17 protein-coding genes are annotated in these 21678 nt (G+C 71.9%); 10 read left to right on the top strand and 7 right to left on the bottom strand.

Going from position 1 to position 21678, the window contains the following annotated elements; genetic code table 11:
- Positions 1–72 precede the first annotated feature (72 nt).
- Entirely contained in the window at positions 73–903 is an 831-nt protein-coding gene (locus ACWGIH_RS25605; RefSeq protein ID WP_453446405.1) for an oxidoreductase, read from the top strand.
- 25 nt (positions 904–928) lie between these two features.
- On the opposite strand, the gene ACWGIH_RS25610 is transcribed toward ACWGIH_RS25605, so the two are convergent.
- Positions 929–2128, bottom strand: a complete 1200-nt coding sequence (locus ACWGIH_RS25610) for a methyltransferase (protein ID WP_453446403.1) — start codon at positions 2126–2128, stop codon at positions 929–931.
- Positions 2129–2253: 125 nt separating this feature from the next.
- Here ACWGIH_RS25610 and ACWGIH_RS25615 point away from each other — a divergent pair, with 125 nt between their 5' ends.
- The 3 genes from ACWGIH_RS25615 to ACWGIH_RS25625 are packed head-to-tail and all read left to right on the top strand — an operon-like array spanning position 2254 to position 6885.
- On the top strand, positions 2254–3723 hold the full coding sequence (locus ACWGIH_RS25615; protein ID WP_453446402.1) for an aldehyde dehydrogenase family protein: 1470 nt from the start codon (positions 2254–2256) through the stop codon (positions 3721–3723).
- Positions 3720–5300, top strand: a complete 1581-nt coding sequence (locus ACWGIH_RS25620; RefSeq protein WP_453446400.1) for an APC family permease — start codon at positions 3720–3722, stop codon at positions 5298–5300. Before ACWGIH_RS25615 ends, ACWGIH_RS25620 begins: the two co-directional genes overlap by 4 nt.
- A 22-nt stretch (positions 5301–5322) precedes the next feature.
- On the top strand, positions 5323–6885 hold the full coding sequence (locus tag ACWGIH_RS25625) for a GMC family oxidoreductase (protein WP_453446399.1): 1563 nt from the start codon (positions 5323–5325) through the stop codon (positions 6883–6885).
- Positions 6886–6903: 18 nt separating this feature from the next.
- On the opposite strand, the gene ACWGIH_RS25630 is transcribed toward ACWGIH_RS25625, so the two are convergent.
- On the bottom strand, positions 6904–7377 hold the full coding sequence (locus tag ACWGIH_RS25630; protein ID WP_453446398.1) for an NUDIX hydrolase: 474 nt from the start codon (positions 7375–7377) through the stop codon (positions 6904–6906).
- Between the two features lie 19 nt (positions 7378–7396).
- On the bottom strand, positions 7397–9013 hold the full coding sequence (lnt, locus tag ACWGIH_RS25635) for an apolipoprotein N-acyltransferase (RefSeq protein ID WP_453446396.1): 1617 nt from the start codon (positions 9011–9013) through the stop codon (positions 7397–7399).
- A 222-nt stretch (positions 9014–9235) separates the two neighbouring features.
- On the opposite strand from lnt, the gene ACWGIH_RS25640 reads away from it, so the two are divergent.
- The gene (locus ACWGIH_RS25640; RefSeq protein ID WP_453446395.1) at positions 9236–10303 is read left to right on the top strand and encodes an O-antigen ligase family protein; all 1068 of its coding nucleotides are present in this window, start codon (positions 9236–9238) and stop codon (positions 10301–10303) included.
- Here the strand turns inward: ACWGIH_RS25640 and ACWGIH_RS25645 are convergent.
- Together ACWGIH_RS25645 and ACWGIH_RS25650 are read right to left on the bottom strand one after the other, a co-directional pair.
- Entirely contained in the window at positions 10260–10814 is a 555-nt protein-coding gene (locus ACWGIH_RS25645) for a hypothetical protein (RefSeq protein WP_453446393.1), read from the bottom strand. The two genes, ACWGIH_RS25640 and ACWGIH_RS25645, sit on opposite strands and share 44 nt — an antisense overlap.
- A gap of 139 nt (positions 10815–10953) precedes the next feature.
- The gene (locus ACWGIH_RS25650) at positions 10954–11739 is read right to left on the bottom strand and encodes a glutamate racemase (RefSeq protein WP_453446392.1); all 786 of its coding nucleotides are present in this window, start codon (positions 11737–11739) and stop codon (positions 10954–10956) included.
- 58 nt (positions 11740–11797) lie between these two features.
- Between ACWGIH_RS25650 and ACWGIH_RS25655 the strand changes: the two genes are divergently transcribed.
- On the top strand, positions 11798–12973 hold the full coding sequence (locus tag ACWGIH_RS25655; RefSeq protein WP_453446391.1) for a glycosyltransferase: 1176 nt from the start codon (positions 11798–11800) through the stop codon (positions 12971–12973).
- An 11-nt stretch (positions 12974–12984) separates the two neighbouring features.
- Here the strand turns inward: ACWGIH_RS25655 and ACWGIH_RS25660 are convergent, their stop codons facing one another.
- Entirely contained in the window at positions 12985–14274 is a 1290-nt protein-coding gene (locus tag ACWGIH_RS25660; RefSeq protein WP_453446389.1) for a TerD family protein, read from the bottom strand.
- Between the two features lie 305 nt (positions 14275–14579).
- Between ACWGIH_RS25660 and ACWGIH_RS25665 the strand changes: the two genes are divergently transcribed.
- From ACWGIH_RS25665 to ACWGIH_RS25680, 4 genes are all read left to right on the top strand, one after another.
- Positions 14580–15005 (top strand): DUF6643 family protein, encoded by a 426-nt coding sequence (locus ACWGIH_RS25665; RefSeq protein WP_363206394.1) that lies wholly within the window; start codon positions 14580–14582, stop codon positions 15003–15005.
- Between the two features lie 46 nt (positions 15006–15051).
- Positions 15052–15876: an MOSC domain-containing protein gene (locus ACWGIH_RS25670; protein WP_453446388.1), complete on the top strand. Its 825-nt coding sequence runs from the start codon at positions 15052–15054 to the stop codon at positions 15874–15876.
- Between the two features lie 141 nt (positions 15877–16017).
- Complete coding sequence (locus ACWGIH_RS25675) at positions 16018–16623, top strand: Rv1733c family protein (protein ID WP_453446386.1); 606 nt, start codon at positions 16018–16020, stop codon at positions 16621–16623.
- A gap of 187 nt (positions 16624–16810) precedes the next feature.
- The gene (locus ACWGIH_RS25680; RefSeq protein ID WP_453446384.1) at positions 16811–19243 is read left to right on the top strand and encodes a right-handed parallel beta-helix repeat-containing protein; all 2433 of its coding nucleotides are present in this window, start codon (positions 16811–16813) and stop codon (positions 19241–19243) included.
- Here ACWGIH_RS25680 and ACWGIH_RS25685 read toward each other — a convergent pair.
- The gene (locus ACWGIH_RS25685) at positions 19203–21503 is read right to left on the bottom strand and encodes a hypothetical protein (RefSeq protein ID WP_453446521.1); all 2301 of its coding nucleotides are present in this window, start codon (positions 21501–21503) and stop codon (positions 19203–19205) included. The two genes, ACWGIH_RS25680 and ACWGIH_RS25685, sit on opposite strands and share 41 nt — an antisense overlap.
- Between the last annotated feature and the right edge of the window lie 175 nt (positions 21504–21678).

A 21678-nucleotide genomic window follows, 5' to 3' on the forward strand; every position in this document is an offset into this window, starting at 1 on the left:
CCCGATTCTGCCGCAGGATGATCCACAGAGCCGGGGATGAGTGAACCGGCATATACACAACGGGAGTTCGGCATGACGAAGGTATGGCTCGTGACAGGAGCGAACAGCGGTTTTGGCCGGGCGATCACCGAGGCGGCCGTCGCCGCGGGCGGCGTGGTCGTGGCCACCGCCCGTAACGCGTCCTCCCTGGACGATCTGGTCGCGGCCCACCCCGACCAGGTCGAGGCCCTCACCCTCGACGTGACCGACACGGCCGGCATCGAGGCCGCCGTCCGTGACGTCACCGACCGGCACGGCCGCATCGACGTCCTGGTGAACAACGCGGGCCGCAGCCACGTCGGCGCCCTGGAGGAGGACTCGGACGCCGAGCTGCGTGCCCTGTTCGACGTGCACGTCTTCGGTCCCGCCGCGCTGACCCGCGCCGTCCTTCCGCACATGCGGGCCCGGCGCTCGGGGGCGATCGTGCAGATGAGCAGCATGGGCGGGCAGATGTCCTTCGCGGGGTTCTCGGCGTACAGCGGCACCAAGTTCGCGCTGGAGGGGATGTCGGAGGCGCTGGCCGCCGAGGTGGCGCCGCTCGGCATCAAGGTCCTGGTCGTGGAGCCCGGCGCGTTCCGCACCAGCCTGTTCGGCAACACCAGCGTGAGCCCCGTGGAGATCCCGGACTACGCGCAGACGGCGGGCGCCACGCGCACGATGGTCGCGGGCGGCGACGGCGCACAGCCCGGCGACCCGGCGAAGGCCGCGGCGGCGATCATCACCGCGCTCGACGCCGAGGAGACCCCGCTGCGCCTGCCGCTGGGCGAGGACGCCGTGGACGCGGTCGTCGGCCACCTCGACTCGGTCCGCGCGGAGATCGCCACCTGGGAGAAGGTGACCCGGGCGACGGCCTTCGACGCCTGAGTCTCCCGCAAGGGCCGAGGTGGCGTCAGCGGTCCCGCTTGACCGCCCGCAGGATCACGAACTTGGGGTTGCCCGCGACGACTTGGGCGTTGCCGAAGAGCTTCCTCAGCTTCACGTGGTAGTCGAGATGACGGTTGCCGACGACCCAGAGCTCGCCGCCGGGACGCAGCGCGGCGCGCGCCCCGCTGAACATCCGCCAGGCGGTCGCGCCGGATGTCGCCTGGTGGGTGTGGAAGGGCGGGTTGTTCAGGACGAGGTCCACCGTCCCCGCGGGGACGGTGGCCAGCGCGTCGCCCGCGAGGAAGTGCGCACGTGCGCTCTCGGCGGCGTTGGCGCGGAAGGTGTCCTCGGCCGAGGCGACGGCGGGGTACGACTCGTCGATGAAGGTGACCGTGGCCTCGGGGTCGGCGACGGCGGCGGCCGTGCCGAGCACGCCGTTGCCGCAGCCCAGGTCCACGATGTGCGCGGCGCCTCCCGCGGCTCCCCTGCCGGCCGGCAGGTGCTGGAGGAGGAAGCGGGTGCCGATGTCGAGGCGCTCGGCGCAGAACACCCCGGCGTGGTTGACGGCCGTCAGTCCCGCTCCCGCTCCGGAGTCGTCGTCGAGGACGTAGCTGCGCGGCCAGGGGCTCGGTCCCGCGGCGCGTTCCGGGTCCGGCGTGCTGAAGATGAGCCGCGCCTTCTGCCGGGCCAGCGAGGTCCGCGTAGGCCCGATGATCCGCTCGAAGAAGTCGAGCGTCGAGGTGTGGATCTCGGTGACCATTCCGGTGCCGACGACGACCGTGCCCGCGTGCAGGGCGGGCGCGAGCCGGTGCAGCTGGTCCTCCAGGAGCGCGAGACTCTTCGGCACCCGGACCAGGAGTACGTCGATCCGGCTCGGCGGGGCGTCGCCCGTCGTCGTCAGGCGCACCGCGTCCGGCGCGAACCCGGCGCGCGCCACGTTGGCCCGCGTCGCCTCCAGCGCGAGGAACGAGTCGGTGATCAGCGTCGGACCGTGTGCGGCGAGCGCGGTGGTCAGCGCCCCCCAGCGGTCGCCGACGACGGCCACGGTGCCGGAGAGGTCCACGGGCGCGGCCCCGTCCTCGGCCTCGGCGCCCCCACTGTCCTCGCCCGCCAGGTGCCGCAGCAGGTAGGCGTCGGCGGCGGACCAGGCGCGCAGCGGGTCGCGAGGGTCCTCGGGAAATCGTGTGAGGTCGTACGCGCCCCATGACGTGCTCAGCCGGTTCATCGTGCCTTCAGGCTAACGGAGTGGGACCGCTGCCCCGATCAGCGGCTCCTGTGGTGCGCGTGCGGGCCGTTCTCCATAGCGTCCATTGGTGGAGCACCCGCGCATCCCATCCTCGAGGAGCCGTCATGCCGGAGCTGTTCATCGGCGGAACATGGACCACTGCCGTGGACGGGCAGACACGGGAGATCCGCTGCCCTGCGGACAACACCCTGGTCGCCACCGTCGACGAAGCAGGGCCCAAGGACGCCGCGGCGGCCATCGCCGCCGCGCGGGAGGCCTTCGACACCGGGCCGTGGCCCGGCACCCCGGCGGCCGAACGCGGCCGTCTGCTGCTGCGCGTGGCCGGCCTCCTCGAACGCGACAAGGACGCACTCGCCCGCGCCGAATCCCTGGACACCGGGAAGCGGCTCGTGGAGAGCGAGTACGACATGGACGACATCGCGAACTGCTTCCGCTACTTCGGCAACCTGACGGCGGCGGGCGGCACCGACCGGGTCGTCGACGCCGGCAGCCCGGAGGTGGACAGCCGGGTGGTGCACGAGCCGGTCGGGGTGTGCGCGCTGATCACGCCGTGGAACTATCCGCTGCTGCAGACCGCCTGGAAGGTCGCCCCCGCGCTCGGCGCCGGCAACACCTTCGTCCTCAAGCCGAGCGAACTGACCCCGCACACCTCCATCATCCTGATGCGCCTGCTCACCGAGGCCGGGCTGCCCGGCGGGGCCGCCAACCTGATCCTGGGCGCGGGCCCCACCGCGGGCGCCCCGCTCAGCGAGGACCCGCGGGTCGACATGGTGTCGTTCACCGGCGGGCTCGTCACCGGCCGCCGCATCATGGCCGCCGCGGCTCCCACGGTGAAGAAGGTCGCCCTGGAACTGGGCGGCAAGAACCCCAACATCGTCTTCGCCGACGCCGACTTCGAGGCGGCCGTCGACTACGCCCTGATGGCGATCTTCCTGCACTCCGGCCAGGTCTGCTCGGCCGGGGCACGACTCCTCGTCGAGGACGGGCTGCACGACAGGTTCGTCGACGAGGTGGTGGCACGCGCGCAGCGGATCCGGCTCGGCGGCCCCTTCGACGACGACGCCCGCACAGGACCGCTGATCTCCGCGGCACACCGCGACAAGGTCGAGGCGTACGTGGCGGCGGGCATCGCCGAGGGCGCGGTGCTGCGGTGCGGCGGGGCTCGCCCCGACGACCCGGCCCTGGCGGACGGCTACTACTACCCGCCCACCGTGCTCGACGAGTGCACGCCCGGCATGTCCGTGATCACCGACGAGTCGTTCGGCCCGGTGCTCACCGTCGAGCGGTTCCGGGACGAGGACGAGGCGGTCGCGCTCGCCAACGACACCGTCTACGGGCTCGCGGGCGCCGTCTGGACGCAGGACGGCGGCAAGGCGCACCGGGTGGCGTCCCGGATGCGCGCGGGCACGGTGTGGATCAACGACTTCCATCCCTACGTGCCGCAGGCGGAGTGGGGCGGCATGAAGCAGTCCGGCTTCGGGCGCGAGCTCGGACCGGCCGGTCTCGCCGAGTACCAGGAGGCCAAGCACATCTGGCGCAACCTCGCACCGACACCACAGAGGTGGTTCGAATGAGCACGGATCCCGGCAACGCCGCCGACGCCGCCCGGCAGCAGCATCAGGACGACGACGACGCGCTCGGCAAGCTCGGCTACCGGCCTGAACTCAAGCGCACCCTGGGCAACTTCCACACCTTCGCCGCCGGGATCAGCTACATCTCCATCCTGACCGGCACCTTCCAGCTCTTCTACTTCGGTGTGAGCTTCGGCGGTCCCGCGTACTGGTGGTCCTGGCCGATGGTCTTCGTCGGCCAGCTGATGGTGGCCCTCTGCTTCTGCGAGCTGGCCGCCCGCTTCCCGGTCGCGGGGTCCGTCTACAACTGGGCCAAGCAGCTCGGCGGCCCGCACGTCGGCTGGCTCGGTGGCTGGATGATGCTGACGGCCACCATGGTGTCCCTCGCGGCGGTCGCCCTGGCGTACCAGATCACGCTGCCGCAGATCTCCGACGCGTTCCAGTTCATCGGGGACGGCCGCGGTACGACCGACGCGGCGAAGAACGCGGTGCTGCTCGGCTCCGTGCTGATTCTCTTCACCACCCTGGTCAACGCGTTCGGCGTCAAGCTGATGGCCCGGATCAACTCCGCGGGCGTACTCATCGAACTGATCGCGGCCGTCGTCCTGATCGTGCTGCTCGCCGCCCACATCACGCGCGGCCCCAGCGCCATCACGGAGACCGGCGGCCTGGGACAGGGGCAGAACCTCGGCTACTTCGGGGCGTTCCTGACGGCGTCGCTCGCCTCGGCGTACGTGATGTACGGCTTCGACACCGCGTCCTCGCTCGGCGAGGAGTCGCTCGACCCGAGCCGCAACGCCCCGCGGGCGATCCTGCGCGCGCTCATCTTCTCGTTCCTGATCGGCGGGCTCATCCTGCTGTTCGCGCTCCTGGCCGTGCCGGACCTGCACGCGAAGGAACTGTCCGTGGACGGCCTGCAGTACGTGGTCCTGAGCACGCTCGGCTCCACGATCGGCGAGATCGTGCTCTGGTGCGTGGTCGTCGCCATCACGGTCTGCGAGCTCGCCGTGCAGGCGGCGGGCATCCGTCTCGCGTTCGCCATGGCCCGCGACAACTGCCTGCCCGCGTCCTCGCTGCTCGCCAAGGTCAGCCCGCGCTTCAAGACCCCCGTACTGCCCGCGATCATCATCGGGCTCGTCGGCGTGGGCATCCTGGTGATCAACATCAATCAGCCGCAGATCTTCTCGGTGATCACGAGCATCGCGATCATCATGATCTACCTGGCTTATCTGCTGGTCACCCTGCCGATGCTGATCAGGCGTCTGCGCGGCCAGTGGCAGCCCGTCGAGGGCAAGTTCTCGCTCGGCAAGTTCGGCCTGCCCATCAACATCGTGGCCGTGCTCTGGGGCGCGGCCATGTCCCTCAACCTGGCCTGGCCCCGTGCGGAGGTCTACAACGCGACGGGACCGCAGCACTGGTACCTGCGCTGGGGCGCGTTCGTCTTCATCGGCATCGTGGCCTGCGGCGGCTTCGCCTACTACTGGTTCGTGCAGCGGCACAAGGCGGGCGTACTCGCCGAGCACCGCTTCGAAGAGGCCGTCGACCCCACCACTCCCCCGTCGCCCCCGGCCGCCCCCTGAATCCCGCTGATCTGGAGTCACCATGCCCGCTAAGAGCCCTCAGCCCGAGTACGACTACGTGGTGGTAGGCGGCGGTACGGCAGGCGCGGTCGTCGCCGCGCGGCTGACCGAGGACCCGGACGTCAGCGTCTGCGTCCTGGAGGCCGGGCCTTCGGACGTCGGCGACGACAACATCCTCCAGCTGACCAAGTGGATGGCCCTCCTGGAGTCCGGTTACGACTGGGACTATCCGGTGGAGCCGCAGGAGAACGGCAACAGTTTCATGCGGCACGCCCGCGCCAAGGTGCTCGGCGGCTGCTCCTCGCACAACTCCTGCATCGCGTTCTGGGCGCCCGCCGAGGACCTCGACGAGTGGGGCTCGCTGGGCTGCACGGGCTGGAGCGCGGCGGACTGCTTCCCCCTCTACCAGCGCCTGGAGACCAACGACGCACCCGGCGACCACCACGGCCGCTCCGGCCCGGTCAACATCATGAGCGTGCCGCCGAACGACCCGTGCGGATCAGCCCTGTTGGAGGCGTGCGCGGCGGCGGGCATCCCCACCACCCCGTTCAACACCGGCACGACGGTGAAGCGCGGCGCGCACTGGTTCCAGATCAACTCCCGCCCGGACGGCACCCGTTCGTCCGCCTCGGTGTCGTACCTGCACCCGATCCTCGGCAAGCGCCCCAATCTGGAGGTGCGTACCGGCCTGCAGGCACGGCAGTTGCTGTTCGACGAGAACCGGCGCTGCACGGGCGTCGAGTACCTGCAGCCCGACACCATCCACAGCGGCAGCGTCAGGGCGCGCCGCGAGGTGATCGTGGCCTGCGGGGCCATCGACTCACCGAAGCTCCTGATGCTGTCGGGCATCGGCCCCGCCGGGCATCTGCGGGAGTGCGGTGTGGAGGTGCGGGTGGACTCACCCGGGGTCGGCGCCCACCTCCAGGACCACCCCGAGGGCGTGATCATGTGGGAGGCGAGGCAGCCGATGGTCACCTCCTCCACCCAGTGGTGGGAGATCGGCATCTTCGCGGACACCGAACCGGGCCTCGACCGCCCGGACCTGATGTTCCACTACGGCTCGGTGCCCTTCGACATGAACACCTACCGGCGCGGCTACCCGACCACCGACAACGCCTTCTGCCTCACCCCGAACGTCACTCGGGCCCGCTCGATGGGCACGGTCCGGCTGCGCACCCGCGACTTCCGGGACAAGCCCAAGGTCGACCCGCGCTACTTCACGCACGAGCACGACATCCGCGTCATGACGTACGGGCTGCGGCTCGCCCGGGAGATCGCGGCGCAGGCACCGATGTCGGACTGGGCGGGCGCCGAACTCGCTCCCGGTCCGGACGCCACGACCGACGACGAGCTCTTCGCCTACATCCGCCAGACCCACAACACCGTCTACCACCCGGCGGGCACCGTGCGCATGGGCGCGACCGACGACGCGGACTCGCCGCTCGACCCGCAACTGCGCGTCAAGGGCGTCACCGGGCTTCGTGTCGCCGATGCCTCGGTCATGCCGTTCCTGCCCGCGGTCAACCCGTGCATCACCACCATGATGATCGGCGAGAAGTGCGCCGACATGATCAAGGCGAGCTGAGCCGGCCCTCGGCGCCCGTCAGCTCCGGTCGAACCAGGTGGGCTGGTCCTCCGCCATGGCCTGCTTGATCCGGAAGACCCCGGTCTCGTGCAGATCGGGCAGCTGGTCCAGTGCGAACCAGCCCACTTCGAGCGACTCGTCGTCGTTGACGCGGGCCTCGCCGCCGACGGCGCGGCAGCGCACGGTGATGTCCATGAACTGGCAGGTGTCGCCGTTGGGGTACGTCACCGGCTCCAGGGCCTCGATGAGCACGACGCGCTCGGCCACGCAGCGCACCGCGGTCTCCTCGAAGACCTCGCGCACGGCACACGCGGCGGGCTGCTCCCCCGGGTCCGGGATGCCGCCGATGACCGACCACTTGCCGTTGTCGGAGCGCCGCCCGAGGAGCACTCTGCCGTCGTCGTCGAAGACGATGGCGGTGACCCCGGGGAGCCACAGCAGCTGGTGGCCGGCGTCGGCCCGGATCGTGCGGATGAAGTCAGGAGTTGCCATGCCGTCGACCCTAACGGCCCTACCGGGTGCGCCTGGCCCGTACCGCGCCCGTCACCGCCCAGCCGAGACCGCCCGCGGCGATCAGCACGAGGATGCCCTCGGGCAGAGTGCCGAACCGGGTGGCCGGGGTCTGCGAGGACCGCAGCGGCACCTGAGCGACGAGTGAGTCGGCGGTGAACCACTTCGTCTTCTGCGAGACATGGCCGTCCGGCATGATGATCGCGCTGACGCCGCTGGTCACCGGGACAGTGACGGTGCGGCTGTGCTCGACGGCGCGGATCCGCGACATCGCCAGCTGCTGGTAGGTCATCTCGCTGCGGTCGAACGTCGCGTTGTTGCTGGGCACCGAGATGATCTGCGCGCCGTGGGTGACGGTGTCGCGCACGGCCCAGTCGAAGGCGGCCTCGTAGCAGGTGGCGAGGCCCACCTTGGTGCCCGCCATGGTGAAGACGCCGGGCCTGGTGCCGCGGCTGAAGTCCTGGCGCACCATGCCGACGTCGCTGCTGAAGAAGCCGACGAGGTCGCGCAGCGGGATGTACTCGCCGAAGGGCTGGATCTGCCGCTTGTCGTAGGTGTCCGTGGGGCCCTTCTCCGGGTCCCACAAGATCTGCTCGTTGAAGAGCTTGCCGTCCTTGGACTCGACGACCCCGCCCACCGAGATGGGGGCGCCGATCGCCTTGACCGCGCGCTCGATGGCGGCGTGGGCGTCGGGGTTGGTGAACGGGTCGATGTCGGAGGAGTTCTCCGGCCACAGGACGAAGTCGGGCTGCTTCGCCTTGCCCGCCTTCACGCGGTCCGCGAGCCGTTCGGTCTCGCGGACATGGTGGTCGAGCACGGCGCGGCGCTGGGCGTTGAACTCCAGGCCCGCCTGCGGGACGTTGCCCTGGATGGCCGCGACGGTCGCGGTGCCGTCCTCGGCGTCGTCGCTGACGAGCGGACGCGCGGCGAAGGCACCGGCGACCGGGACGAGCACACTGAGCAGGGCCGCTGCCGCCGCACCGCGGTGCACGGCACGGGTGCCGTGGGTGCCGCGGGCCTCGCGCACCTGGCGGACGATCTCGTACAGACCGAAGCCGCACAGGACCACCGCGAAGCCGAGCACCGGGGTGCCGCCGAGCGCGGCCAGGGGCAGGAAGACACCGTCCGCCTGCCCGAAGGCGATCTTCCCCCAGGGGAATCCGCTGAACGGCACGCGCGCGCGTGCCGCCTCACCGGCGATCCACAGGGCGGCGGCCCAGAGCGGGTACCCGGGCAGCCGGGAGACGGCGGCGATGCCCGCTCCGACCAGGGCGACGAACATCGCCTCGATGGCGGCGAGCGCCAGCCAGGGCCCGGGCCCGACCTCCACCCCGGTCCACACCAGGAGCGGCAGCAGGAAGCCGAGGCCGAAGAGGTAGCCGAGCCCGAGGCCCGCCTTCCAGCCGCGGCCGTGCAGACACCAGGCGAACACCGCGAAGGCCGGCAGGGCCAGCCACCACAGGGTGCGTGGCGGAAAGCTGACGTAGAGCAGCACTCCGGAGAGTGCCGCGGCGGCGGCCGGGACGAGCGCTCGCAGGAAGCGGGCCGTGCGCGTTGCGGGCGCGGGCCGCGGTCCGAGCTGCTCCGACTCGTCTACGGGGGTGGTGGTGGCGGTCACTCGGGGAGTGTACGGCGCGTCACTTGGACAAAGACAGGACGGTCGTGCCAGGTCGCCGGGGGTCTTGTCCAGGCGATCGGCGGATCGTTCCTGCGCAAGACGTCCACATCTCACGGTTCCAGCGACTACGGTGTGCCCGAGTCCCTGACCTGCGGCCGGATCGAGCCACAGTGTTCGGGGCCCGTCATACGGCGGGGGGGCGACGGGGTGGGGACAACGGGGATGGCCGCTACGGCCGGGCCGCCAGGGGCATACGAACGGCGCAGCGCGTCCGACGCGACGGGCTGCGCGCTGCTCGGCGTGTGCGCCGCCTGGACCTTGGTCACAGCGGGAGTGCACGGCGGCCGGCCTGAGGGAGTGCTCCTCGCGGTGCTCGCCGTGGCCGCGGGATACGCGGGCGGGCGCATCTGCGGCGCGCTGCTGCCGGTCGCCGCGCCCTGTGCCGGTGCGCTGGCCGGGGTGGGCCTCGCGGCGGCGGCCCCGCAGCTCTCGCCCGGCCCCGTCAGCGCGGCGCCGCTCGGCCATACCGGCGCCACGGCCGCGCTCCTGATCCTGGCATCGGGGGCGGCCTGCTCCGCGGCGTGGGCGGCCCGCAGTGCCTCGACGCGGCTTGGGATGCGGCTGCTGGCGGTGGGGATCGCGGTGGCCGCGGCGGCTCTGGGTTCGGTGGCCGGCGTCGTCGCCTGCACCGGGATCCTGCTGTGTTCGCTGGCGACCGCGCTGATGCGGCGCAGGGTGCTCGGCCTGGCGGGTCTTGCCCTGGCGACGGCGGTGGTGACCGGCCTGACCTGGGCGATCGCCGATGACGTACTGCCGGAGGGGCTGAGCGCGTCCCTGGAGGGCCAGCTCGACGGGCACCGGGTCGAGCTGTGGCAGGACGCTCTGGCGCTCGCGGGCCAGGAACCCGCGGTGGGGGTGGGACCCGGCAGGTTCGCCGATTCCAGCCCGACGGTGGCCGAGCATCTCCTGACCGACGGCAAGCCCCATTCGGCACCGTTGCAGCAGGTGGCGGAGCAGGGCCTGGTGGGTGTGGTCCTTCTCGCGGCGGTCTTCTGCTGGCTTCTGTACGCCCTGTACCGCTCGCCGCGCTCCACCCAGGTCGTCCTGTCGGCGGGCGCGGCCCTGACGGCGCTTGCCGCCGTGGCATCGGTCGGCAACGCGCTGAGCCTCACGGCGGTGACGACGGGCGCGGGCTATCTCGCGGGCATCGCCACGGCGCGACCGCTGGGCGATGAACCGGCGCAGCTCAGGCCGCCCGGCGCCCCGCCAGGGACAGCCGGTGGCGAATGATCCGTACGGCCGCTTCGGCGTCGTCGACGGTGACCGTGAACTTCCGGCCGTCCCCCAGGCTGAGGACCAGGCCCTCACCACGCCTGACGACGACGGCGGTACCGAGCTCGGGCCGCGAGCGGTAGCCCCAGCCGCCCCACTGTCTGGGGCAGACGACCTGCGCGAACTCGGCCCGCACCACGTGGGACAGGAGGATGCGGCGGCGCGGCAGGCCCATGTGCCCGCAGCGCACTTCCAGGCAGTCCTCGTCGACCGTCACGGCGACATGGACGAAGGCGAGGGTGCCGAACAGGATCAAGAGCCCGGCGGCGATGCACCCCACCACGGACATGGCGAGGGCAGCGATCCCGGACGTCCACATGCTGTCGACGGCCAGCTCGATCCCCAGCGCGAGGCAGAGGGCGCCGGCCAGGGCCAGCAGCCACTGCACGCGGTTGGTCGCGCTTCCGGTCCAGACTTCCGGCGGGGCGTCGGCCGTGCTGCCCCGCTCGCCGTGGGTGTGGTCCCTCATGCGACCGAGAGTACCGACGTTCCGGTGCGAAGGCACGGCATCGCGGAGCGTCACCATGCCGGTTGTACGGGTGGTTCCGCTTTGTACGCGGGCGGGGCGGGGGCCCGGCGTGCGGGCCCGCCATGCGTCCGTACGGGACTCAGCGTGCGGGGGTGGCCGCCGCGAGGAGCCTGCCCTCTGCGTAGGTGTGGGCGGCGAGGGGCAGCTCGGCGGCGCGGCCGCTGAGGATGACCGTGAGGCCGCCTTCCGGGCCGGTGCCGGGGCCGGGAAGCTCGCCGGTCCTGCGCAGCGCCTGGGCGGCGACCGCTCCCGCGGAGCCGTGCAGGACCAGGGGCGGCAGCTCGGGCTGCTGGAGGGCCGCGCGGATGCGCTCCCCGACCAGCTCGTAATGGGTGCAGCCCAGGACGACGGCCCTTACGTCACGCGGGGTGAGTGCCGCCGCCGCGGCGACCGCCCGGTCGATGGCCGCCTCGTCGGCGGACTGCACGGCGTCCGCGAGACCGGGACAGGGCACCTCGGTGACGCCGACGCCGCCGGCGAACTCCTCGATGAGGCCGCGCTGGTAGGGGCTTCCGGTGGTGGCGGGAGTGGCCCAGATGGCGACGGGGCCACCGCCGGCCACGGCCGGCTTGATCGCCGGCACGGTCCCGATGACGGGCAGGCCGGGTTCGAAGCGGGCGCGCAGGGCGGGCAGGGCGCGCACGGACGAGGTGTTGCAGGCCACGATCAGCGCTTGGGGGTGGTGTGCGGCGGCCGCCTCCGCGATGGCGAGCGAGCGCTCCGTGATGTCCTGCGCGGTGCGCGGTCCCCAGGGCAGTCCGTCGGGGTCCGAGGAGAGGACGAGATCGGCGTCCGGCCGCAGACGACGTACCGCCGCCGCGGCGGGGAGCAGGCCGATACCGGAGTCCATGAGCGCGATCTTCACCCGGTCACCATAGTCGATCGGCCTCCTGAGCCCGGCGGCGTGGGGCAGACTGCGGCGGATGAGCGCCGTTGTGTGGACCGCCGCCGCATCGCTTGCCGCCTGGCTGTGGCTGCTGTGGGGACAGGGCTTCTTCTGGCGCACGGACCTGCGTCTGCCGCCGCGCCGCGATCCGGACGTCTGGCCCTCGGTCTGCGTCGTCGTCCCCGCCCGCGACGAGGCCGAGGTGCTGCCCGAGAGCCTGCCCTCGCTGCTCGCCCAGGACTACCCGGGGCGGGCCGAGGTCTTCCTTGTCGACGACGGGAGTTCGGACGGCACCGGCACACTGGCCCGGTCCCTCGCCGACCGGCACGGCGGCCTGCCGCTGACCGTCGGTTCACCGGGAGAGCCGCCGCCTGGCTGGACCGGCAAGCTGTGGGCCGTACGGCACGGCATCGGCCTGGCACGCGCGCGTGCGCCCCGCTATCTGCTGCTCACCGACGCGGACATCGCCCATGAGCCGGACAGTCTGCGGGAGTTGGTCGCGGCGGCGGAGACGGCCGGATTCGATCTTGTCTCGCAGATGGCGCGGCTGCGCGTCGCGAGCATGTGGGAGCGGCTCGTCGTCCCGGCGTTCGTCTACTTCTTCGCGCAGCTGTATCCGTTCCGCTGGATCGCCCAGAAGGGCTCGCGCACGGCCGCGGCCGCCGGCGGATGCGTCCTGCTGAGCACGGCCGCCGCCGAGCGCGCGGCGATCCCCGACTCCATCCGGCACGCGGTGATCGACGACGTGACGCTGGCCCGGGCGGTGAAGCGTTCGGGCGGCCGCATCTGGCTGGGGCTCGCGGAACGTGTCGACAGCGTGCGCCCCTACCCCGGGCTCGGCGACCTATGGCGGATGGTCTCGCGCAGCGCCTACGCCCAACTCCGCCACAACCCGCTGATCCTGCTCGGCACGGTCCTCGGGCTCGCCCTGATCTATCTGCTGCCCCCGGTCGCGCTGTTCGGCGGTCTCGCCACGGGCAGCGCGTGGGCGGCCGTGCTCGGCGGCATCGCGTGGCTGGTGATGACGGCGACGTACGTCCCGATGCTGCGCTACTACCGGCAGACCCTCTGGCTCGCTCCCCTGCTGCCGTTCACCGCTTTCCTCTACCTCCTCATGACGGTGGATTCGGCGGTGCAGCACTACAGGGGGCGCGGGGCGGCGTGGAAGGGGCGGACGTACACCCGCCCCGATCCCGCTCCCGAGCAGAACTGATACGTCGGCGGCTACTTCCTGCCGGGCGTCCAGTTCATGCCCCAGCCGTACGCGTAGTCGATGGTGCGCTGCGGGCTCACGCCGCGCTCCGGCACCAGGTAGCGGGCCTCGCGCTGGACGAAGAGGTCGCCGTTGTTGTTCGTGATCAGTGCGAGCGCGCACACCGTGGAGGGCACCGTGCACTCGTCGAGTGAGAAGTCGATGGAGGCGCCGTGCTGCGGCTGCAGGGTCACCGTGGCGTTCAGGTCGGCGAAGCTGCGCGCGCCTTCGTAGATGGTCACGAAGATGACGATGCGCTTGAAGTCGTTGATGTGGTCGAGGTTGACCGTGAGGTTCTCGCCGCTGGCCACGGCGCCGGTGCGGTCGTCGCCGTCGAGCAGCAGGTACGGGGGCTGGTCGAGGGAGCCGAAGGCGTTGCCGAGAGCCTGGACGACGCCCTTGCGGCCGTCGGCCAGTTCGTACAGGGCGCACAGGTCCAGGTCGAGGTCCGCGTGCATCGCCACGGCCCGGCCGAGCTTGCTGGCCCAGCCCTTGAACTGCTTGCGCACCTCCCAGTTGAGGTTCACGCGCATCGCCCCGGAGGTGCCGCCCTGCTTCTTCAGCGAGACGGACGGCGCGTCCTTGGTGAGCGTGACCTTGCTGAGGCGCACGGGCCGGCCCGCGGGAGCGGGGGCGGCGGCGGGCGGTGTCGGGGCCTGGACGGGGGCCGCCGGAGCCGGAGGCGGCTGCACCGCGGCCGGCGCGGGCGCGGGCGCCTGCTGCGGTTCGTCCACCGAGATCCCGTAGTCGGTGGCCAGTCCCTGGAGTCCGCTGCCGTAACCCTGCCCGACGGCGCGGAACTTCCACGCGCCCTGGCGGCGGTAGAGCTCGCCGAGGACGAACGCCGTCTCCACGGTGGCGTCCTCGCTGTCGTAACGCGCGATCTCGGCGCCGTTCGCCGCGTCGACGACCCGGATGAAGAGGCCGGGGATCTGCCCGAACGTGCCGCCGTCCGTCGAAGCGGCGAGGACCACGGTCTCCACGGCGGGCTCCACGCGCGCGAGGTCCACCACGAGCGCGTCGGTCACCCGGCCGCCGTCGGTCTTCTTGCCCTCGTGGCGCACCGCACCGGAGGTGTGGACCGCCTGGTTGTAGAAGACGAAGTCGTCGTCCGAGCGGACCTTTCCGGAAGCGGCGAGCAACAGGGCCGACGCGTCGGCGTCCGGCACCCCCGCTCCTGAAGCCCATCCCAGTTCGACGCGCACGGCAGGTGCCGGCACGGGAACATTCGATCCCTTAGGCATTGTCATGTCCGCCCCCATCGCAAGTCACATCGTAAGTCGCCACGTCCGGCCAGGCCGCCGTCCCGTTCATGACCAACCTATTACCCGGACCCCCGGCAGGCCCATGTCCACCGTCGACACCCTGCCGCACGGCCTTCATGTCAACCCTGCGTCAACCGCCGGTAACCCGTACGGAGCTTGGCTTTTACAGGATCCCTACGCCGCCGCGCGACCGATTTTTCCTAAGTTCGCTCGCATTGGGGACGTCCGGTCACTACCGACACGTAAAACAACCCTCTTATCGGTCTCCCCAACCAGCACATCAAGGGCTTAACTTATGTGTCATGACCTCCCCCCGCTCCACCTATGGCGGCGGTTACTACTCCGCGCCGTCCTTCCCGGACACTCCGATCTACGACTCCCTTGTCGCCGAGCGGGGTACTCCTCAGATCGCCCCGATCCGGGTCCCCTCCGCGTACGACACGGGCAGCCATTTGCCCGCGCTGCAGTCAGCCCTGCCCGCGCTGCCCGCCGCACCGTCCCACCACAACCCCTCGTACGGCTACGCGCAGCAGCCCGCACCGCTGCAGCAGGCGCCCGCGCCGTACATCCCGCAGCAGCCGTCGGCGCCGCGCGGCTACCCGGGCCCTCAGCAGCAACAACAGCGTCCCCCGGCCGGAACGGGCTACGAGGCCATGCGCCCCGCGGCACCCCGCCCCGCCCCGGCGACGTACGAGGACCCGTACAACCGCCCCTACCGCGGCTACTGATTCGACCGCCCGCTTCCCTGTCAGCGGGTGCTGGCAGGATGGCGGCATGCCGAATCCAGCGCTGCACTCGATCCACTTCTACCCGCTCAAGGCGGTCGGGGGACACGCTCCGCGTGAGGCCGTCGTCGAGCCCTGGGGGCTCGCGGGTGACCGACGGTGGGTCCTTGTGGACAGCGACGGACGAATCATCACGCAACGACCGCATCCGAGGCTGGCGTTGGCCGCCGCCGAGCTCCTGCCCGGCGGCGGCATACGCATGTCCGCGCCCGGCCGGGAGCCGCTGACGGTCGCCGTGCCGCCCCCCGGCGAGACCGTCACGGTGGACATCTGGAAGGACTTGGTCGACGCGGTGCCCGCCGACGCGGCGGCGCACGCCTGGTTCAGCGCCTACCTGGACACGGACGCCCGGCTCCTCCACCTCGACGACCCCGCGACCAGACGCCCCATCGACCCGGCGTACGCCAAGGACGGCGAGACCGTCTCCTTCGCCGACGGGTACCCGCTGCTCCTGACCACGCTCTCCTCCCTCGACGCCCTGAACTCGCTCATCGCCCAGGGCGACCACTCCGACGAGGGGCCCCTCCCCATGAACCGTTTCCGGCCGAATGTGGTCGTGGACGGGACGGCGCCCTGGGCCGAGGACGACTGGTCGCGCGTCGCCATCGGCGAGGTCACCTTCCGGGTGGCCAAGACGTGCGGCCGCTGTGTCGTGACCACCACCGACCAGCGCAGCGCCGAGCGCGGCAAGGAACCGCTGCGCACGCTCGCCAAGCACCGCCGCTTCGGTGACCAGCTGGTCTTCGGCCAGAATCTCGTGCCGGAGACGACCGGGACGATCCGGGTCGGCGACGCGTTCACCGTCCTCGATTGAGAGGCGTCCGCACGGGAACTCGAAGGCCCGGCACGGTCGTTGAGCGTGGACGAGAAGGGTGATTTGCCTCTCTCTTCTTCCCGCCGAGGCGTGGGCCGTGCCGTTCGTGGTTAAGACGGACGCGGAAGGGGGTGCAGGACTGTGCGAGCACTCGTCGGGCTCTGGCGCTGGCGGCACAATCCGCTGCGCCGCAGGACCGACCTCGTCGAAGCCTGGGTGGCCCTCGTGGCCGTGCTGCTCATCGCCGTCGCCGTGCCGCTGGCCGGCTTCGCGGTCGGCGGCCTCTCGCGGGACGCCCTGCTCCAGTCGGTGCGGGAACAGCGCGAGGTGCGGCACGCAGTCGCGGGCACGGTGATCAAGAAGGTTTCGAGACCCCCGGTCGACCCCGATCCCGAGACGTCCTCCGCCCGCGACAGGCACAGCCGTGTGCTCGCCGAATGGACGGCCCCGGACGGCACGGCGCACTCCGGCACGGTGGTGGCCGCCCTGAAGTCCCCCGACCCCGGCGACCGCTTCCGGCTCTGGACCGACGAGCACGGCCAGGTGGTCGGCCGCCCGCTGGACGACGCGACCGCGAGCACGCACGCGGCACTGGCCGGGATCGGCGCCGCCGCGGCGGTCGCCGGACTCGTCGAGGGAGCCCGCCGGATCGTCGTCTGGCGGATCGTGGTGCGGCGCCACGACCGCTGGGACCAGGCCTGGGAGAAGGCGGGGCCGGACTGGGGAAGGACCGGCACCGGCTCGTGAAGCCCTGATCGTCGCACCGATACGGACTTCCGGGTCCGGTGAGAGAGCGGCGATGACCAGGTGAGAGCCTGGCGATCGGGTCAACTCGCCCTCGCCGCGCGCGCTACGGTGGACCGGCCGAACTCTTCGGCGCCTTGCGCGAGGTCGTGAGGTCCCGCGTACAACAAGGTGGGGGCAGAGCAACTCCATGGCACAGGGCACGGTCCAGGTGACGCACACCGGTACCTCGCGGTGGCGGCGCCGCACGGGTGAGTACGCATCGCTCGCTGCCGCCTTGGAGGCCGCGAGCGACGGGGACGTCCTCACCATCGCCCCCGGCACGTACCGCGAGAACCTCGTCGTCCAGCGGGCGGTGACGCTGCGCGGCCCCGAGGGCTCCCCCGGCTCCGTCCGCATCGCGCCCTCCGACGGGGTGCCGCTCACCGTCCGGTCGTCCGCCGTGGTGCAGGACCTGCACGTCGAGGGCCAGGACTCGGCCGCGCCCGCGCTGCTCGTCGAGGACGGGGCGCCCGAACTCATCGACGTACGCGTGGTGACACGTTCCGCGAGCGGCATCGAGGTGCGCGGCGGAGCACGCCCCACCGTGCGGCGCTGCACGGTCGACAACCCGGGCGGTATCGGCATCGCCGTGCTCGACGGCGGGGGCGGGGTCTTCGAGGAGTGCGAGGTCGTATCGGCCGGGCAGTCGGGCATAGCGGTGCGCGGCGGCGCGCATCCCCGTCTCGAGCGCTGCCGGGTGCATCACGCGTCCGGCGCGGGTCTGTCGGTGACCGGTGAGCACTCGGGCCTCGAGGCGATCGGCTGCGAGGTGTACGAGGTCAAGGGCTCGGGCGTACAGATCACCGGGCGGGGCACGGCTCATCTGACGGACTGCGACGTGCACCGCACGACGTCGGACGGCGTCACGCTCGACACGGACGCGGTCCTCACGCTCGCCGACTGCCGCATCCACGACATCCCGGAGAACGCGATCGACCTGCGTTCCCGCTCGGTCCTGACCCTCACGCGTTCCACGGTGCGGCAGTTCGGGCGCAACGGCCTCTCGGTGTGGGACCCGGGCACGCGCGTGGACGCCAACCAGTGCGAGATCCACGACAGCACGGGCGACTATCCCGCGGTGTGGGTCAGCGACGGCGCGACGGCCGTCCTGGAGTCCTGCCGGGTGCACGACGTGCCGGACGCCCTGTTCGTCCTGGACCGCGGCTCGCGCGCCGACGTCGTCGACAGCGATCTCTCCCAGGTGCGCAACACGGCGGTGTCCGTGAGCGACGGCGCGACGGCGCAGCTGGACGACTGCCGCATCCGCGATGCCGCCACCGGCGCGTGGTTCCGCGACCACGGCAGCGGCGGCACCCTGGCCAACTGCACGGTCGACGGCGTCCAGACGGGCGTCATCGTCACCAAGGGGGCCGACCCCACCCTCGAGCGCTGCACGGTCACCTCACCGGCGGAGGCGGGTTTCTACGTCTCGGCCGGCGGCCGTGGCACCCTGCACGGCTGCCGGGTGAACGACAGCGGAGGGTACGGCTTCCATGTCATCGACGGCTGCCGTACGACGCTGAAGAAGTGCCGTACGGAGCGGTGCGCGCGCGGCGGCTTCGAGTTCGCGGAGGACGGGCCGCTCGTCGAGGACTGCACGAGCGACGAGAGCGGCGGGGTACGCACCGCGGCGACTGCGGCGACTGCGGCTTCGGCGGCGCAGGAGGCCGCCCCGCGGACGGCCAAGCAGACCGTGGGGCTGCTCGGCGCGATCCCCGGTCAGCGCGCGGATCTGGCGCCCGCGACGACCACGACCCCCGAGCCGCCGTCCCGGTCCTCCAAGGACGTGCTCGGTGAACTCGACACCCTGGTCGGCCTGGAGAGCGTGAAGCGCGAGGTGCGCGCCCTCACGGACATGATCGAGGTGGGGCGGCGCAGGCAGCTCGCCGGTCTCAAGGCCGCGTCCGTGCGCCGCCATCTGGTGTTCACCGGCTCCCCCGGCACGGGCAAGACGACCGTGGCGCGGCTCTACGGCGAGATCCTCGCCTCGCTCGGTGTCCTGGAGAGCGGGCATCTCGTCGAGGTGTCGCGGGTCGACCTGGTGGGCGAGCACATCGGTTCGACGGCGATCCGCACCCAGGAGGCGTTCGACCGGGCGCGCGGCGGTGTGCTGTTCATCGACGAGGCGTACGCGCTCTCGCCCGAGGACTCCGGGCGTGACTTCGGCCGGGAGGCCATCGACACGCTGGTGAAGCTGATGGAGGACCACCGCGAGGCCGTGGTGGTGATCGTCGCGGGCTATACGGCCGAGATGAAGCGCTTCCTTTCGGTCAACCCCGGTGTGGCCTCCCGCTTCTCACGGACCATCACCTTCGGCGACTACGCCCCCGAGGAGCTGCTGCGGATCGTCGAGCAGCAGGCCGAGGAGCACGAGTACCGCCTCGACACGGGGACGGGCGAGGCCCTCCTGAAGTACTTCACGGCGCTTCCGAAGGGTCCCGCGTTCGGCAACGGCCGCACCGCGCGCCAGACGTTCGAGGCGATGGTGGAGCGGCACGCGGGCCGGGTCGCCCAGTTCGAGGAGCCGAGCACGGACGACCTCACCCTGCTGTATCCGGAGGATCTGCCGGAGCTGCCGTGACCGTGGCGGCGGGCGCGGGCGGCTCCTCGGTCCGGGGGCGCGGCGCCGGCACGGCGGGCTTGAGCCGGGCGAGCAGCCGTGCGCGCTCCTCGGCGAAGGCGGGGTCGGCCTGGTAGTCGGAGTGGCCCAGGATCGGCGCGGGGAGCGGGTGTTCCTCCGTGCGTCCGTAGACCAGAGGGTCCTTGAGTGCGTCGTGGTCGACCTTCGGTCCGCCGTCCTCGGGCTGTACCCGTACGGGGCCGCCGATCGGGTCGGTGCCGCGGTACAGGTTGCGCCAGCAGTCGACCTCGCGGTGCAGGGAGCCGAGGGCCGCCGGGCCGAAATGGGCGGGGAACCAGCGGCCGTAGAGCCGCTCCAGGGGTGAGCCGTAGGTGAGGAGGGCGACCCTCTTGCGGACGGACGGCCACAGCTGCCAGGCGGCCGCGGCGGCGAGAACACTGCCCTGCGAGTGACCGGAGATGACGAGCCTGCCGCCGGTGGCGCGCGTCGCGCGGGTCCAGGTGTGCATGCGCCAGGTGAGGTCGGGGACGGCGCGCTCGGCGTAGCAGGGCGGGGCGAAGGGGTGGGCGGCACGCGGCCAGAACGTTCCGACGTCCCACAGGATGCCGATGGTGCGCCGGGCTGAGGCGTCACGGTAGGCGCGGCGGCCCCACGTCACGAACAGTATGAAACCGAAGCCGATCAGCCAGGAGCCGAGCGCCTGCGATGTCTCGGCCGCGCCCTCGAAGAAGAGCGGCAGCCCTTGCGCGGCCTTGCTCGGGACCTCCTCGGTCATCCACGCGCCGGCCAGTGCGCCCGCGCCGAGCAGCAGCGTCACCGCCGAGGTGATGCCCACCAGAAGGGGGGCACGGTCGGTGAGGGCGGCACGCGCGCGTGTGCCGGCGATGCGGCGGCTGCGGGCCGCGTCCTTCGGCTCGCCGGGGTATTCGAGCGGGATGTTCTCCCGGTCGCGGCGTGCCCGGCGCCAGGTGCGGACGCCCAGCCAGCCGCAGAGTGCCGCGAGGACCACGAGGAGGGGCGGGATGACCGATGCCTGCCAGGTCAGGAGCACGGGCGGGCCGTCGATGGTGCCGCCGGAGCCTGGCTCCCCCGCGCCGTCGAGCCAGTCGGCGACACGCTGGGCGCCGCCTCCGGACATCACACCGCCGAGCGCGCAGGCGAGCATGGCGACGGAGGGGCCGGCGAAGCCCCGCAGGGCGGTGCGCGGGTCGGGGGCCGTGCGGTAGAGCGTGCGGGCGACCACCGCGAGCGCGATGACCAGGAGTCCCTGGCCAAGGGCGATGGCTCCGAAGGTCGCGTTGCCCGGCAGCCTGCCCTCGGAGGTCCATGCGGGGCGTGACCATCCCGCGTACACAAGCGTCAGGACGAGCAGGGTGAGCGCGCCGAGGGGCAGCCCGCGGATGAGTCTCTCGTCGAGGTGCCGGTCGAGCCTGCTCTCGCTGCGGCCCCTGCGCCAGACCACCAGGGCGACGAAGCCGCCTCCCAGGAGCAGCGTCACGACGAGGGTCCAGCCGAGAGCATCGAGCAGCGCGGGTCCGCCGGGGCGCCGGTCGTGGCGAGCGGCCGCGGCGCCGACCGCGGCGGCCACCGTGAGGAACCCGGCAGCCGTGTGCGCGGCGCGCAGGCGGGCCACCAGGCGGCGTCCGTACCAGAAGCCGGGCTTGCCGAGCGCGGTGCGGCCGGGCTCCTCCTCCGGGTCGTCCTGGTGGGGCAGCGGTGTCTGGGACTCGTACGCGCTCCAGGTGCGCTGGGACAGATACCAGAGCAGGCCGGTGAGCGCGGTCGGCAGCAGGGCGGCGAAAGCGAGACGGCGTCCCGGCTGGCTCCACCAGCCGCCGTGTCCGGAGGCGTCGGTCGCGAGGAAGCCCAGCCAGGAGCGTTCGGCGGCGCACTCCGGAGTGCCCGCGCACTGCCAGGCGGTCAGGTCGATGGCGATCTCGCAGGCGGCGGCGACCAGCAGGACGGTGAGGGTGAGCCCGATGAGGCGCACGAGGAGGCCGTACGTCCGGACGGTCTTGCGCATGCGCCTCGAGGTGGGGCGCATCCAGTGCGCGAGGTTGACCACCATGAACGGGAGCAGCAGCAGCCACAGGGCCCGCGAGCCGTTGCCGGAGGTCAGATTGCACCAGACGTACGCCTCCGGGACCGGCTTGCCCCGGTAGTCGTCCGGACGTTTCTCGGCGTCGGCGTCCTCGGTGCGGCGGAACACGGCCGCCGTCTCGTCGCCGGAGATCCGGACGGTCCGCGGATCGCCCAGCATCTCTTCGGGTGTCGTGCCCCCCACCCCGTGGACGAGGAGTTCGAGAGCCGTCTCTTCTCTGTGGTCAGCTGCCACTGTTCGCTTCCCCCGATGTGCGCGTGGTCAGGGAAGAAGGATCTCCACTCCGAACGCCGTCCACACCAGCCATCACGTAATCTCCCCGTTCCGGGTGACC

It is taken from the genome of Streptomyces sp. NPDC054872 (genome assembly GCF_053610705.1).

Coding starts and splice junctions, on each gene's coding strand:
- ACWGIH_RS25605 (WP_453446405.1), top strand. CDS start 73: ATGACGAAGGTATGGCTCGTGACAGGAGCGAACAGCGGTTTTGGCCGG.
- ACWGIH_RS25610 (WP_453446403.1), bottom strand. CDS start 2,128: ATGAACCGGCTGAGCACGTCATGGGGCGCGTACGACCTCACACGATTT.
- ACWGIH_RS25615 (WP_453446402.1), top strand. CDS start 2,254: ATGCCGGAGCTGTTCATCGGCGGAACATGGACCACTGCCGTGGACGGG.
- ACWGIH_RS25620 (WP_453446400.1), top strand. CDS start 3,720: ATGAGCACGGATCCCGGCAACGCCGCCGACGCCGCCCGGCAGCAGCAT.
- ACWGIH_RS25625 (WP_453446399.1), top strand. CDS start 5,323: ATGCCCGCTAAGAGCCCTCAGCCCGAGTACGACTACGTGGTGGTAGGC.
- ACWGIH_RS25630 (WP_453446398.1), bottom strand. CDS start 7,377: ATGGCAACTCCTGACTTCATCCGCACGATCCGGGCCGACGCCGGCCAC.
- ACWGIH_RS25640 (WP_453446395.1), top strand. CDS start 9,236: ATGGCCGCTACGGCCGGGCCGCCAGGGGCATACGAACGGCGCAGCGCG.
- ACWGIH_RS25645 (WP_453446393.1), bottom strand. CDS start 10,814: ATGAGGGACCACACCCACGGCGAGCGGGGCAGCACGGCCGACGCCCCG.
- ACWGIH_RS25655 (WP_453446391.1), top strand. CDS start 11,798: ATGAGCGCCGTTGTGTGGACCGCCGCCGCATCGCTTGCCGCCTGGCTG.
- ACWGIH_RS25660 (WP_453446389.1), bottom strand. CDS start 14,274: ATGGGGGCGGACATGACAATGCCTAAGGGATCGAATGTTCCCGTGCCG.
- ACWGIH_RS25665 (WP_363206394.1), top strand. CDS start 14,580: ATGACCTCCCCCCGCTCCACCTATGGCGGCGGTTACTACTCCGCGCCG.
- ACWGIH_RS25670 (WP_453446388.1), top strand. CDS start 15,052: ATGCCGAATCCAGCGCTGCACTCGATCCACTTCTACCCGCTCAAGGCG.
- ACWGIH_RS25680 (WP_453446384.1), top strand. CDS start 16,811: ATGGCACAGGGCACGGTCCAGGTGACGCACACCGGTACCTCGCGGTGG.
- ACWGIH_RS25685 (WP_453446521.1), bottom strand. CDS start 21,503: ATGCTGGGCGATCCGCGGACCGTCCGGATCTCCGGCGACGAGACGGCG.